Source organism: Paenibacillus endoradicis (assembly GCF_024721975.1).
This window is the reverse complement of sequence record NZ_JANQBB010000006.1, coordinates 302,565-317,260: the sequence shown is the minus strand read 5'-3', so window position 1 is coordinate 317,260 and position 14,696 is coordinate 302,565. Positions and strand designations below refer to the sequence as shown.

The 14,696-nt window shown below is 37.0% G+C and carries 12 protein-coding genes; all 12 read left to right on the top strand.

Annotated features, from left to right (window positions below; translation table 11 throughout):
• Positions 1-157 precede the first annotated feature (157 nt).
• The 12 genes from NV377_RS19930 (at position 158) to NV377_RS19875 (ending at position 14,649) form a co-directional block, all read left to right on the top strand.
• Complete coding sequence (locus tag NV377_RS19930; RefSeq protein WP_258202553.1) at positions 158-1,039, top strand: EamA family transporter; 882 nt, start codon at positions 158-160, stop codon at positions 1,037-1,039.
• A gap of 176 nt (positions 1,040-1,215) precedes the next feature.
• Positions 1,216-1,845, top strand: a complete 630-nt coding sequence (locus tag NV377_RS19925) for a nitroreductase family protein (protein WP_258202552.1) — start codon at positions 1,216-1,218, stop codon at positions 1,843-1,845.
• 13 nt (positions 1,846-1,858) lie between these two features.
• A complete protein-coding gene (locus NV377_RS19920) occupies positions 1,859-2,791 on the top strand; it encodes an AEC family transporter (protein WP_258202551.1) in 933 nt (310 codons plus the stop codon).
• Between the two features lie 259 nt (positions 2,792-3,050).
• On the top strand, positions 3,051-3,812 hold the full coding sequence (locus NV377_RS19915; protein ID WP_258202550.1) for an SDR family NAD(P)-dependent oxidoreductase: 762 nt from the start codon (positions 3,051-3,053) through the stop codon (positions 3,810-3,812).
• Between the two features lie 26 nt (positions 3,813-3,838).
• The gene (locus tag NV377_RS19910; protein WP_258202549.1) at positions 3,839-5,698 is read left to right on the top strand and encodes a sensor histidine kinase; all 1,860 of its coding nucleotides are present in this window, start codon (positions 3,839-3,841) and stop codon (positions 5,696-5,698) included.
• A complete protein-coding gene (locus NV377_RS19905; protein WP_258202548.1) occupies positions 5,682-6,971 on the top strand; it encodes an ABC transporter substrate-binding protein in 1,290 nt (429 codons plus the stop codon). Before NV377_RS19910 ends, NV377_RS19905 begins: the two co-directional genes overlap by 17 nt.
• Before the next feature lie 14 nt (positions 6,972-6,985).
• Complete coding sequence (locus NV377_RS19900; protein ID WP_258202547.1) at positions 6,986-8,074, top strand: LacI family DNA-binding transcriptional regulator; 1,089 nt, start codon at positions 6,986-6,988, stop codon at positions 8,072-8,074.
• A gap of 236 nt (positions 8,075-8,310) precedes the next feature.
• Positions 8,311-8,604, top strand: coding sequence for a phasin family protein (locus NV377_RS19895; RefSeq protein WP_258202546.1), 294 nt, complete (start codon positions 8,311-8,313; stop codon positions 8,602-8,604).
• A gap of 46 nt (positions 8,605-8,650) precedes the next feature.
• Positions 8,651-10,321 carry an ABC1 kinase family protein gene (locus tag NV377_RS19890; RefSeq protein WP_258202545.1) on the top strand — a complete coding sequence of 557 codons (1,671 nt, stop codon included), beginning with the start codon at positions 8,651-8,653 and terminating at the stop codon, positions 10,319-10,321.
• Between the two features lie 340 nt (positions 10,322-10,661).
• Positions 10,662-11,285, top strand: coding sequence for a DUF8426 domain-containing protein (locus tag NV377_RS19885; RefSeq protein ID WP_258202544.1), 624 nt, complete (start codon positions 10,662-10,664; stop codon positions 11,283-11,285).
• Between the two features lie 167 nt (positions 11,286-11,452).
• Entirely contained in the window at positions 11,453-13,285 is a 1,833-nt protein-coding gene (locus NV377_RS19880; protein ID WP_258202543.1) for a cache domain-containing sensor histidine kinase, read from the top strand.
• 35 nt (positions 13,286-13,320) lie between these two features.
• Positions 13,321-14,649, top strand: coding sequence for a response regulator (locus NV377_RS19875; RefSeq protein ID WP_258202542.1), 1,329 nt, complete (start codon positions 13,321-13,323; stop codon positions 14,647-14,649).
• Positions 14,650-14,696 lie beyond the last annotated feature (47 nt).

The following is a 14,696-nucleotide window of genomic DNA, read 5'->3' as shown; positions in this document are numbered from 1 at the left end:
CTTATCAATGAATGATTATGATAAAAAAGAATAGTAATAACAATTTATTTAATATGATTGTAGCTAGCTTAACAGTTCTTTACAAGTTTTCATTTGCCGTTTCATGGTACTAGATATAGAATTAGTAGAATGTTAGTAGTAGAGGAGCAACTAGAGTATGTGGTTAATGTATGCATTACTTGCAGCGCTAGCTTTTGGTTTACGGGGTGTATTGTATCATAAGACAAGTACAATGAAGCTTGATAGAAATTTAATGCTATGTGGTGTTTTTGCTTCGGGTATGATCATTAACGGAATAATTATGTTAGTATCAGGTGCCGAATGGTCTACATCTTGTTTGGTAGGTATACAGATGGGGCTGTTCTCATTTGCTGCTAGTGCGTGTATGTTTAAAGGTTTTGCAGTAGGCAAGGCGTCTATCGTTGCGATTCTAACTTCCTTACCTTCTGTAGTTGTTGTCATTGCTGCATATCTACTTTGGGATGAGAAATTACATATGATGCAATTATTAGCGTTTCTTGTGTTACTTATAGGCATATTAACGATTCGGTATTCTACCGATATTTCATTAACTAATATGCAAGGGGCACAATGGGGTCTATTAGCGATGTTGTTTTTTGCTGGAAATGACCTTTCTGGTAAATGGTCAACGCTACTCCAATCAGAAAGATTTCCTACATTGTTCTTGATGTTTACTACAGGTACATTGTGTTTCGGACTTTGGTGGCTCATTGAACAGCGTGGGAAAAAGAATTCAGCTAGTATTAATCAACATGATCAAACGATAAAAATATTCAGCAATAGATCAACTTTTGGGATTGGTTTAGCGGTAGGAATAACAAATGTAGTCGGTATGATGCTTATACTGCAAGCATTCCAATTAGGTAAAACTGGACTCGTTTCAGCTGTTATCGCGTTGAACGTTGTCATTATTCTTCTCTATACAAGGTTTGTTGTACGAGAACCATTAACTAAGTTTGAGGTTATTGGGATGACACTTGCTGTTTGTGGCATATTGCTGATTCATTTATTCAGATGATATAATGAGATTGAAAGTATTTTAGTAGTAAATTAATTTGCTTTCGAAGTAACTTTTCGTTAGCAGGCAGTTCATCAAGTAGAATACAAAAAGTTTTAGCTTATGCTTTCGAAGTAACTTTTCGTTAGCAGGCAGTTCATCAAGTAGAATACAAAAAGTTTTAGGAGGAGATAGAAATGAATTCGAACCATACAAAAGAGATAGAAGTACAGAACGTCGCATCTTACAATGAGGAAACGTTGGCTATTCGTAAACCAAAGCATGAGGTAAGTCCACTATTCATTAATCGTTGGTCTACTCGTGCATTTGACAATTATGAAATTTCCAATGAAGAAATGAATACGATTCTTGAAGCAGCGAGCTACGCACCTTCTGCTAATAATTTTCAACCATGGCGTTTCTTTGTAGCTACAACTACAGAACAAAAAGCATTATTCGAGCAATTTATTATGCCTCGTAATGCAGTGTGGTCGCAAAAAGCTTCTGCTTATATTTTACTTGCAGGGGATACTTCGTTACCTGAAGGCAAAACGAATAATAATCAGGCATTTGATTCTGGTGCAGCATGGGCATCTATCGCATTTCAAGCGAAAATGTTAGGACTTTCTACAAGAGCAATGGGTGGCTATGACCGGGAACAAGCGAAGCAATTGTTAGCTATGCCTGAACATTTCGTCCCTCACGTTGTTATTGCAATCGGAAAACCTGGTACTATTGATCAATTAGATGAATCGTTCCATAAAGTGAATGGTCCAACTCCGAGAAAATCATTAGACGAATTGGTAATTTCGTATAATGTAGAATAGGAATACTACAGTAATGAGTATTTTTCTGCATATTTTATTAGAGAATGTAATGCCGATGACAATAATGATTGTCATCGGCATTACACTTGAGAAAATCTTTCACTTGGACATCAAAACGCTATCCAAACTTAACTTTTATTTGTTCTCACCGGCTATTATTTTTTCTTTAGTATATGAAACTTCAATTTCAGCTAGCATAATTGGGAAAGTATTGTTGTTTTTCGCGATCTTCATGATAATACAATATATCGTGGTTGAGATTGTTGTACGTCTTCGTGGTTACAGTCCTACGATGAGAAGTGCGATGAAAAATAGTGTGTTATTTTATAATAGTGCCAATTATGGCGTGCCATTGAATCAACTAGCGTTCGCTGGAAACAAAGAGACGCTAGGGATTCAAGTTATTATTATGATGATGCAGTCTTTAATCCCTAATACATACGGTGTATATAGCGTAAATGCGCACAAGACTAGTATGAAAGAGGTATGGAAAACCATTTTTTCTATGCCCGTCATCTACGTCATTCCACTCGCATTTATTATGAGAGGGTTTGAGATTCCTATCCCAGCTCCGATCCAGACACCACTCGATTATATTACGGATGCTTTTATTGGTACGGCACTATTAACACTTGGTGTTCAACTTGGTCAGATGGAATGGAAAATTTCCAAATCACTTGCGATAGATGTATCCATTGCAGGAATACTTCGCTTAATCGGTGGTCCAGTATTAGCATGGTTAGTTGTTAGTGTGATGAATCTTGATCCATTAACATCAGCAGCATTAATTGTTTCATCAGCAGTACCGACTTCATTAAGTAGTGTACTACTCGCAGTTGAATTCGATAATGAGAAGGAATTTGCTTCACAAGCAGTATTTATCTCTACATTAATTAGTATATTTACCGTTACTGCAGTTATTTTCATGCTTAATATTAATGTCTAGTGGAGCTTTATATTTTCTATAGGTTGGTAATAATTAAGGTTTGAGATAAAAGAATAGCCAGCGGCAGTCGATCTAAATATCGACTGCCGCTGGCTATTTTTGTATGATATAAGTTTATTAACCAACAACATAGCGCTAATTAAATATTCAATGATAAAAGTTAGTAAATATGGTAGCATTATTACTAACAAAACTAATAATACATTACAGCACTATAGAGCGATAAATAGACAAGAACAATAGAATAGAGGAGATCAATATGAACTTAGATTTAACAGGTCAAACCGCGTTAGTTACTGGAGCAACAGGTGATTTGGGAAGAGTTATTGTCAATACACTAGCAGCATGCGGCGCAAATATTATTATTCATTATCATTCCAATGAACAAAAAGCGATACAATTGCAAGATGATATAAAGCAACTTGGTCGGAAAGCGATGATCATCAAAGCAAATATTACACAAGAAGAAGATATTCAAGCAATGTATAAGGCAGCGACTGAAGAGATGGGAGATATACATATCGTCGTAGCTAACGCAGTGATTCAATATGAGTGGACGTCTGTACTAGAGCAAGCTGCTGCAGACTTCCAAAGTCAATTCGATTCTTGCGTGATGCAAAGTGTGTTTCTTGCCAAATCATTCATTCCAGCGATGATCGAACGTGGATCTGGTCGCTTTATTGGGATTAATACAGAATGTTCTATGCAAAATGCGCCTACGCAATCTGCATATGTTGCAGGAAAACGTGGAATGGATGGCGTGTACCGCGTATTAGCGAAAGAGGTTGGCGAACATCAGATAACAGTTAACCAGATTGCTCCGGGCTGGACGATTAGTGCGCGAGATCGTGAAGCGGGTACAGAATTGAATGAAGGATATAGCAGTTCAGTACCACTACGTAGACGCGGCACAGATCAAGAAGTTGCCAATGCAGTAGCATTTCTTGCCTCTGATCTTGCTAGTTTTATTACAGGAGCGTTCATTCCGGTTAATGGTGGAAATGTAATGCCTACGATCTAATTGCGAAACTAATGGAGGGTATAACGATGAGATCGAAGCTTCGTATTGGTGATATGAAGATGGATCGTAAACTACTACTCTCTTTCATATTACTTGTTACTATTCCTCTTTCTGTGGTTGGTTACAATTCGTCTTCAAAATATGCAACTTCAATAGAAGAGAAAACAATAGCATATTCTATTAAAATGCAAGAGAGTATGATGGTGCGTGTTGATGATTATATAGAAGATATGAAAAGTATATCTTCAATTCCAGCGTATATTGATGATATTAAAAGTAATCTTATTCGCTCGAATCGATATTATGCGGAGCGACAATCCTCAGAACTTTCTACTTCATTACCTAACAATTTTGATCAACTATTATCTATTCAGCGTGGAATAGAAGGTCAGCTTTCATTTATCAATACGATCAAGCGTGGGGCTAATTCCGTCTACCTGTTTGATGTGTATGGTAATAGTTACTACTCCATCGTCTCAGGTGGTATACGTAATGATCTAGATAAAAGCTATCATTATTGGTTGAATGAAGCGGAGTTATCACGAGGCGAAGCAGTACTGCTTAGAACGCAAAAGTATACGAGTAATTTACAATCGGAAAGGTATGCATTCTCCGTAGTTCGAAAGATTGTAGATGATTCTTTGTCTGTCATTGGTCTAATTGCAATCGATGCAGATATTAGTATTATTGAAGATCAGACTAGTGAACTAGATCAAGTGACAAAAGGAGCTTCATTAATTGTAGATAAGGAAGGTAATGTTATTTACGATAGTGAAAAAAAGTGGATTGCTATTAATATGAGTGAACATAATATTGTAAACCATGCATTGAATAAGAAGGGGAGTTTCTATCTAGAGAAGGATGGTATTCAATTTCTACATATATATGCAATTTCAAATAGTACAGGTTGGAAAATCATTACTTCTATCCCAGTTACAGAGCTTACGAATGATACCATTGTAGTAAAGCGAATCATCTGGATTACGACAGCCGTCGCTGTTCTTATTTCTATTATTGTAGCTATCATCCTATCATTAGCAATTACTAGACCATTACGTACGATGACTAGACTAATGAAAAGTGTACAAGAAGGTAATTTCAAAGAGAAATTTCCTGTGAAATATCATGATGAGGTAGGCATGCTTGGTAGCCAGTTTAATCGCATGATTGTACGACTGGATCAACTTATTCAAGAGATTTATGAAATGGAGACGAAGAAGAAGAAAGCTGAATTACAAGCATTACAAAATCAGATTAATCCTCATTTTATGTACAATACACTTGAATCAATACGAATGAGTGCAGAAATGAATGATGACAGTACAACAGCAGATATGATAGCTATACTAGGTAAATTGTTACGCTATAGTATTAGTAATTTGAATGATGAGACGAATATTGAAGAGGAAATGAACCATGTTCAACATTATATTGAGCTATTAAATTATCGTTACCCTGATCGTTTCCAACTAGTAATTAATGTCGATCGTAGCGTGATGAAATATAGAATGATCCGGTTATTGTTACAACCTATTATTGAAAATGCTATATATCATGGGTTAGATGATAATAAAGGTGTAATGCATCTGAAGATTAGCTCGGCTGTGAAATATCCTTTGCTCATGATACATATTGTCGATGACGGGATTGGAATAGAGACAAGTAAGCTATTGAGGTTGAATAGCGGATTACGAGACGGGAGTGTTGATGAAGCGAAATATGGCATTGGAGGTATTGGCTTGAAAAATGTAAACGAAAGAATCAAGCTGCAATACGGCCAACAATATGGAATTCGTGTAGAAAGTCAACTTGGTGTAGGCACAGAAGTCATTCTACAACTTCCGATAGGGAGGGTGAAGGTGATTGGTGATGAGAGCGATATGTAGTATTTTTGTCTTGTTGTTATGTGTCATACAACTTGTTTCATGTAGTAATCATGTTGTTGAACCGAATTCATCAGTAGACATCGAGCAAGATCAGTTACAGGAAATAAATGAAGATATCATATTAACGATACTAACTAATCGAGTAGATTTGATCGAAAATGGTGGATTTCAAAAGTACGCAGAAGAGTTCAAGCTAGAACATCCACATGTAACGATACAATTTGCAGGATTAACGAACTATGTATCTGATATTTCGGTCCGATTATCTACGCAAAATTTTGGAGATGTATTGCTGATTCCGAATCATTTAAAAAATGAGGTATTGCCGAACTACTTTATTCCTTTACCAGATGAGATGTTTCGTAATATTCGATTTTCTGATTATAAAACCTACAACGGTCAACGTTATGGAATAGCTGCAGGCGCATCTTCAACGGGAATTGTATACAATAAGGAGGCATTTAAGGCTGCTGGGATTACTAGCATACCTACAACTTTAGATGAATTTTATGATGCTTGTCATAAGTTGAAGCAGGCCAATATAACTCCAATATATTTGAACTATGGGGCTCAGTGGCCACTTATGAATTGGGGAGAAGAGCTAGTTAGTATTATGAAGGGCGATGCAGCTTACTTGAATGATATGGTCGAGTTAGATGAGCCATGGCAAGTGGATAATGAATGGGGAGAAGCCATTACGATCGTTAAGACATTAATTGAAAATGACTATGTTGAAAAATCATTAATATCTAATCAATGGGAAGCTTCTAAGCTAGAGCTCGCTGAAGGCAGAGCCGGTATGTACTTTATGGGGAATTGGGTTATTAATCAATTAATTGCACTTGGTGCTGATCCAGAAACCATCGGATTTTTCCCATTTCCATATTCTAATGAGAAACCTTTATATTCGCCTTTGAATCCAGACTGGTTCGTTGGTGTCAGTAAGTATAGTGAGCATACTGATATTGCTATTGATTGGGTTGAGTATTTCATCCATGAATCGGGGTTTGTTGATGACTCTGGATTTCTCCCTGTTGATATGACAAAAGTTCCAACATTACCACAATTTCAAGAGTTTGAATCGTATGGTAGTATTCCTGTAGAGCGCATGATTCCGAATGATCGATTACTCGAACTTGCTTCAACCGCACAAATTACATTATGGTCTGGGTCGTATATTCAAGAATGGATAGCTGCGCCTAGTCTTCAAGAAGTATTTGATCAGTATAATAAACGATGGACAGAAGCACGTACCATAATCACACATAAGTAAGGTGGAAAATATAGATGTCCAAAAAAATTACTATGCAACAAATTGCCAATTACTTAGGAGTTTCCAAATTCGTAGTGTCCAAAGCGTTATCTGGAAAAGGTGGAGTAAGTGATCATACGAAAGAAAGGGTCATTGAAGCTGCTTCTCAATTAGGTTATTTTTCACAAAAAAATGCATATATGAAACCGAATAGAGTAGAATCTAATACCCGTACACAAGTAACAGGTAAGCAATCGGTTCTTGTATTAATGCCCAATATTCGTTTTCAAACGAAGGAGTCACTTTATTGGGGACGAATCTTAGATGGTGTATCCGCGGAGTTAGAACAACGTGGAATAGGAATGGTTATATTATCTGAACAAAGTATAGATCATTTTACGCAATTTATTAATCTTGATGGAATACTAGGAATTATAGGTGTTGGTGAAATATCATCTACGATGCTACTAGAGATACATCGACTTGGTATGACGATGGTACTTGTCGATCATGAGGATTATTTGATTCCTGCGGATAGTATTTTTGTCGATAATTATGAAGCGACTTATCGACTAACGAAGCAATTAATTGGAACTGGACATAGTGCAATCTCATTCGTTGGTAATGCCCAATTCTCACGAAGTTTTTATGATCGATTTCTTGGCTATCGTGCTGCGATGGAAGAGCAAGGACATAGATTGCAAAAGAACGATGGAGACAAATTAACCTTTAATTCTTGTGTTGAACATAGTTTCCTAGATATTGAAGGATTTGAATCTGAACAATTTGCACAGCAGTTAAAGCACTGGATTACAAAGCAGAAAGCAATGCCTACTGCGATTGTATGTGGCAATGATGCCATCGCGCTTGGTGCAGTGCAGATGTTGCAAGGAATAGGTATTAAAGTTCCAGAGCAAATTTCTGTCTCAGGCTTCGATAATATTGAAGATTCCTATCGTCAGTCTCCAGCTCTAACTACGGTGCATGTACCAAAGGAGACACTAGGGAAGAAAGCAGTGGAACGATTACTTAATCGACTAGCGACACCTGATGAGCCGATCGTTAAGATATTACTGAAAAGTGAATTAATATATCGAGACTCAACAGCAGCTGCTAGAGAATAGTCATTCAGTAGTTAATAACGTATAAAAGTGATTCTAAAATCTTGTTCTAGTCATTCACAATAGAATGACTGGAACAAGATTTTTTTGATTTCGTTAAATTGTATTTTTTTGCATAGTTTTTTCGAAATAACACACAATGAAGAAGAACTAAGTTGTTCCAATATTTATGTATCATTCTAGATAGCATAAAGATGAAAGTGAATTACACATCAATGAACAATAAAGGGGTTGCTACTATGGTCAAGGAATCAGTAGATAAAGCAATATCATTAGTGCTTGGATTAGCGGTTGCTAGTAAAGATAAGATTGACAGTACGATTGATGAGCTTGTACAAAAAGGGCAAGTTAGTAAGGAAGAATCTAGAAATTTAGCGCAAACGCTACTCCAAAAAGGAGAAGAAACAAAGTTAAGTATTGAAACTATGGTCCAAGAGCGGGTTCAATCATTATTAAAAGAACAACGTGTTGCTATGCTTGATGATATTGAACGTTTGGAAAAGCGAATTGCGGATTTAGAAAACTCTAGATAGTAATGGTAATTAGTCTAATATAAATAGTAGAAATGGAGGTGAGCGTTTGCGGGGGAAAAGGATTAGGCATGTTATGCGATATCGGGTTATAGCCTCGACAATAGCACGTTATGGCTTCGGATTAGTATCAGATGAAATTGGTTCCAGACGTCGCAATATATTCGCAGGTAATAAAACTACGAATGAATGGCATATGAAAAGTCTCGGCGAACGGATCTGCCTCTTGCTTGAAGAGTTAGGACCTACCTTTGTTAAATTAGGTCAAATTGCGAGTACGCGTCCTGATCTTATTCCCGCTGAAATATTAAAAGAGCTAGAAACGTTGCAAGATCATGTGCAGCCATTTCCATACAATGAGGTTGCTTCTATTATTGAGAAAGAACTTGGGGCTCCGATAGAAAGCTTGTTTAAGCATTTTTCGATAACTCCGCTTGCAGCTGCTTCCATAGGTCAGGTGCATAGAGCTACTTTAAAAGATGGCAATGATGTAGTAGTGAAAATCCAACGGCCGGACATTCAACGATTAATTGAAACAGATCTTGAAATATTAATTGATTGGGCAAGACTAACTGAAGGCGCAGTAGAGTGGGCGAAGCATTACCGATTAAGAGAAATTATTGAAGAGTTAAGTGTAGCTTTGTTGCTAGAATTAGATTATTCATTGGAAGCACGTAATACTGAAAAATTTGTAGAGCTTAGCGCTTGCATAGATTATTTATATGTCCCTAATGTATTTCGGGGATATAGTACAAAACGTATATTAACAACTGCCTATATAGATGGAGTTAATTTATCAGATGATGAGGAACTTAAGCGGCAAGGATTAGACTTGAAATTATTAGCTGAACGAATGACTAATGCGATTTTTCATCAAATATTAGTTGAAGGGATTTTTCATGGTGATCCTCATCCTGGCAATGTAATGGCACTCCCAGATGGACGATTAGCGATGATAGATTTCGGTATGATCGGACGACTTTCCGCTAGTATGAAACATCATTTTGCCACCTTTGTCATTGCACTTAGAAATCAAAGTACAAGAGGCGTTATTAGAGCAATAAATCAAATGGGTGTCGTACCCGATGAAGTAGATGTCAATAAACTCTATAGTGATGTCGATGAATTGAGAGAGAAATATTATAATGTTCCGTTGAATCAGACCAGTATTGGGACTGCAGTAAGTGATTTATTCAATGTTGCCTATAAGCATAGAATTAAAATACCTACAGAATTAACATTGCTTGGCAAATGTTTACTCACAATGGAAGGTGTTGTTACTGCACTTGATCCGAATATAAGCATCTTTGATATTGCAGAACCATTTGGGAAAAAATTGTTGTTGGAAAGATTAAATCCGAAGCGGATATTGCAAAATATATCTGAGGAAATACCAGAATATATTGACATGGTTAAGGAAATTCCACTCCATCTGAAGCAGCTTACTCGAATGCTAAGTAACGGGAGATTAAGAATAGATTTGGAATCCCCTCAAGTGACTATGCTATTGGAAAAGCTTGATCGAATCAGTAATCGTTTAGCTTTCAGTATTGTAATGCTGGCATTAAGTATTGTGATGTGTGGATTAATAATAGGAACATCGATTATGCACTCGCAATCTATATTATGGCGAATGCCTGTCATCGAGATTGGATTTGTTGTTACGATTTTCATGTTCGTATTGCTTATCTATTCTATATTTCGATCGGGCCGTTTTTAATATTCATCTGGCTGATGGTTGTTATCACTTAGTATTCAGTATAATAATTTGTAGTTATTGTTTACAACCATTTACGGTAAAAGGTAGACTTAATATAAGATACTTTATTTCATTTATAGTTTTAGTACTTGTTCAATATCAGGCTTTCGCAAGCCGAGAAGGTGGAGCGCTACTTGTGGAAGGAGCAAACGTAAATGTACGTTATTGGTACATGCGTACCTACAATGTTTCTGTAAGAAACATACATCGGAAGCTTATGCTAGACTTCCCAAGTTCGCTTCGTATTCATCGTAATTAAAGTCTGCTGTATGCTTAGATCAATGTGTTGGAGTGATATACCATGCAATTATTCCAGATGAAAGACGGTTCTAATGAAACAAGGCTTATGAAATTATCTTTGGAAGAAAACTACGTAAGCTTCGGGTGGAAAGAGATTGGGGACTTAGAAAATGTTAGTGAAGTAGATTTTAGAAGCAAGGCTCTTCTGTCATTAAACACTGTTGGCACTGAGCAGATAGAATGGATGAGTCAACTAGAGGAGATTACTTATTTCGTCTATAGCATGCAGGATGGAGATTATATCGTAATAGCAAGTGATGGCTTTGTTTATGTTGGCGATGTAGGAGACTATTACTACGTGAATAGATTAGATGATGGAGAAATGAACAGCTCTCATCGAAGAGGTGTGACTTGGTTAAAGTGCGTTCCAATAGAACAGATTTCTGAAGAACTTCAGAAATTCATAAGTCAGCAAGCCAATATCTCAAAGTTCGATCGACTAGTATCTCATGAGTTATTAAATAGCTGGTTAGAAGTTAATGAGCGAAATAATGATGTTCAAGCATCACTGGTAGATATGCAAACAATTGAGGAAGCTTTAATCATATTGAAAACAGCAATGCATTCGGATGATGTAGAGAGAAGAGAACGTGCAGCTATTGCGATTTTGCAATACGCTAAGTAAATAAAATTTTTGAGCGCTTATGTGTAGTTCTACGAAAAAGACCGAATAGAGGTCAAAACATCGTAGAAACGACTACACTATAAGCGCTATTTTTTTGCTATAGTAATATTATGCATCTATTTCCAACAAGATAATTCGATTAATCTCGATCAATAGGAGGAGCCGTCATGCGCGGATATCCGCTTAATCCACTTACTAAGCTTAATATGAAGCAACAATTGGTGTTATTGTTTATTTTGATGGTTAGTCCAGTCTTTCTACTTCATTGGTACGGAAATTATCAGGCGGAGAAACTTCTTAAAAATCATGTTACGAATGCATATGTAGAACTAATTAAACAGAATCATACGTTAATTAGTAGAGATATTGATACGGTTAGTAAAATAACAGCTACCATTATTCAAAATCCGATCACGCAAAAACTTATACCAAGCGAGCAGGATACAGTCATGGAACGGGTGAAGAAATATGATGATGTTGCTAAACTGCTTACAAGCTACTCTATTTCATTAAACGGGGGAGAGGCGGTTTATTATTCATTATACATATATGATCCGAACAATTACTATTACTTCGCACCTAAACGTCAAATACAGCAAGCGGGTGTGTACTTTTTCTCTGACAATGACAAGCCTGTCTGGTTCGATGATGCCATTAACAAGAGAGGTAATGGCTATATAGATATTATCAAGTATACTTTGGGACTAAATCAAATAGATACGTTAGCTTATATACGGGCTGTCGGCAAAGTGAAAGACGGGAACGGTTTTTTAGGTGTACTTGTAGCCAACAAAATGGACATGAAGATTGCAGAATCACTGCGTTCGGTCTCACTTCCAGAAGGAGTGATCTCATATGTAGATTCCTCTAATAGAATATTAAGCTCCACAATACCCGTTAGAAACGGAGATACGCTTGAATTGCCATCCGAACTACAGGAAGGCAACAGGCCAGCACCGTATAATTATTCCATGCTAGATAATCGGTATCGTACTACTGATGTGATGACATCGGACTTTATCTATATCATGAGTCAGAATGAGAGCGTAGGGCATAAGCTCATCTATCAAATTCCCGTACAATCACTACTTAAGCAACAGAACGAGCTTAAGCGAATCATTCAATTGATTACCGTTGCTTATATTGTATTGGGTTGTATCGTTCTAGTTTACTTCTGGAGCTCACTCATGACACCTCTACAGAGATTAGCGCGTTTCGTTCGATCTTATGAGCCAGGGAAACTTGTTCCAGAGACACCAGTTAAACGCAGGCACGATGAAGTAGGGGTATTAATGTCTGCATTGTACGATATGGCACGAAGAATTAACTCGCTTATTCATTATAAGTATCATATGGACTTGAAGGCCAAAGAATCTCAGCTACGGCTACTACATCAGCAGATCAATCCGCATTTATTATACAACACGTTAGAAAGTATTTATTGGAAGAGTACGCTTGAAGGCAACTCGGAATCCTCAGAGATGATTAAAGAGCTATCTAAGCTAATGAAGATCGGTCTCAGTCAAGGGCGTGAGCTCATTCGATTTGAGGAAGAGTTGGAACATGCGAGCGCATACGTCAATTTACAGTTGAAAAGATACTCCTATAAATTCAATGTGATCTGGGACATACCAGATACAGTTAAACTAATACGTATTCCGAAAATATCATTACAGCCGCTTATAGAAAATGCTATTATTCATGGCGTGAAACAGATGGGCGAAGACGGAGAAATTCAGATTTCTGCTGCCCTAGAAGGTGAGCGTGTAACGATTAAGGTAGAGGACAACGGATACAAGCAAGTGAATATTGCAGCTATGGATCACATATTAAATGATGAGAATGTTGATCATAAGCTAGGCTATGGCATCCGAAATATTCATCAAAGATTTCAGCTTCATTTCGGCAATAAATTCGGACTTAGCTATCATAGAAGAGAAAAAGATGGTACGACTGCTCTTCTTGTATTACCTGCAACCTACGAAGAACCGATAGTTTAATAGCTGGTTGACAAAAGTAAGAAAGGTTGAGGAATATGTATAATATTTTAATTGTCGATGATGAACCGCTTATTTGTGAAGGTTTATCAGGATTACTTGCTTCAACGGGTATTAGTATCAAAAACATTTATATTGCGCACAGTGGCTATGAGGCGCTTGATTACTTGCGCACAGAAAACATAGATTTGCTCGTAACGGATATTCAGATGGGATCTATGAGTGGCATCGAACTTATGCAACAAGCAAGAATTATTAAGCCTTGGGTGCAAGTCATCGTTATATCTGCATATGAAACATTCCAATATGCTCAGCTAGCTATTAGATTAGGGGCTAAGGATTATTTGATAAAGCCATTAAATAATGAGCAATTTCTGAGTTCGGTTCGCCATGTATTGTTACACATCGATAAGTCCGTTCGTGATACGGAGGATATGATATCGGAATTGAAGGAAAAATTTCATATGCAAGAGCAGCTACCTGGAAGTACGATGCTGCTCAATCGACTTCTTCTAAAGGATACGGAAGATCGTAGTAAGATCATATCTGAGCTTAGTCAGCTACATGCTATTGAACTTAAAGGGCCCTATTATGCTGTCATAAAAATTAAGCTCAATCTTGAGTCAGGTGGTCGAATTATTTCGGAGAAGGATGGTTTATTGCTGAAATATGCTGTTCTGAACATAGCGAATGAATTGCTAGATATGGAATGGGATTATCAGTCTTTTTACTCGCCTGAACATGAAATATGTATTGTTATGCAATGGACTGAAGAGCGATATGGTGATACCAGTATTGATAAAGTCAATCAGTTAGAGATGATTGCTCGCAGCCTTCATTTTAATATTAATAAATATCTTGGGTTCCAGTGTGTGATCGGTATCAGTCAGATTTTGAAGGGCTGTGATTTCCTTGGGGAAGTTCATAGGCAGGCAAGTAAGGCGATACAATGGAGCCGAGAGTTCAAAGACCATTATGTTTTCTATTACGGAGATTTCAAGTGGGGGATTTATACAGAGGAAGAACCGACTAACGATGAAATTGCCGCTCAGAATAATATGATTGTTGAACGAACAAGCAACTATATTCTTCAGAATTATGCACAGAAGGGCTTGACATTGAATGAGGTTGCGCAGAAAAATCATGTTAGCCCCAATTATTTAAGCTATTTATTTAAGAAAAAGACAGGCTATAACCTTTGGGAGTACGTAATTAAGCTAAGAATGGAAGAAAGCAAGCGACTTATACTGAAAACGGATTTGCGGCGCTATGAAATTTCTGAACAAGTGGGGTATGAGTCACCAGAGCATTTTAGTAAAATTTTCAAAAAATACTATGGTATTAGTCCAAGTGAGATGAAGAAGTAAGATCGCATATCATCCGCATAGATATACACATGTTCAGGTAACCTCTC

Bases quoted from the DNA above. Each gene is read 5' to 3' on its own strand.
- NV377_RS19930 (WP_258202553.1), top strand. From the start codon at position 158: ATGTGGTTAATGTATGCATTACTTGCAGCGCTAGCTTTTGGTTTACGG.
- NV377_RS19920 (WP_258202551.1), top strand. From the start codon at position 1,859: ATGAGTATTTTTCTGCATATTTTATTAGAGAATGTAATGCCGATGACA.
- NV377_RS19880 (WP_258202543.1), top strand. From the start codon at position 11,453: ATGCGCGGATATCCGCTTAATCCACTTACTAAGCTTAATATGAAGCAA.
- NV377_RS19895 (WP_258202546.1), top strand. From the start codon at position 8,311: ATGGTCAAGGAATCAGTAGATAAAGCAATATCATTAGTGCTTGGATTA.
- NV377_RS19875 (WP_258202542.1), top strand. From the start codon at position 13,321: ATGTATAATATTTTAATTGTCGATGATGAACCGCTTATTTGTGAAGGT.
- NV377_RS19900 (WP_258202547.1), top strand. From the start codon at position 6,986: ATGTCCAAAAAAATTACTATGCAACAAATTGCCAATTACTTAGGAGTT.
- NV377_RS19925 (WP_258202552.1), top strand. From the start codon at position 1,216: ATGAATTCGAACCATACAAAAGAGATAGAAGTACAGAACGTCGCATCT.
- NV377_RS19885 (WP_258202544.1), top strand. From the start codon at position 10,662: ATGCAATTATTCCAGATGAAAGACGGTTCTAATGAAACAAGGCTTATG.
- NV377_RS19915 (WP_258202550.1), top strand. From the start codon at position 3,051: ATGAACTTAGATTTAACAGGTCAAACCGCGTTAGTTACTGGAGCAACA.
- NV377_RS19905 (WP_258202548.1), top strand. From the start codon at position 5,682: ATGAGAGCGATATGTAGTATTTTTGTCTTGTTGTTATGTGTCATACAA.
- NV377_RS19910 (WP_258202549.1), top strand. From the start codon at position 3,839: ATGAGATCGAAGCTTCGTATTGGTGATATGAAGATGGATCGTAAACTA.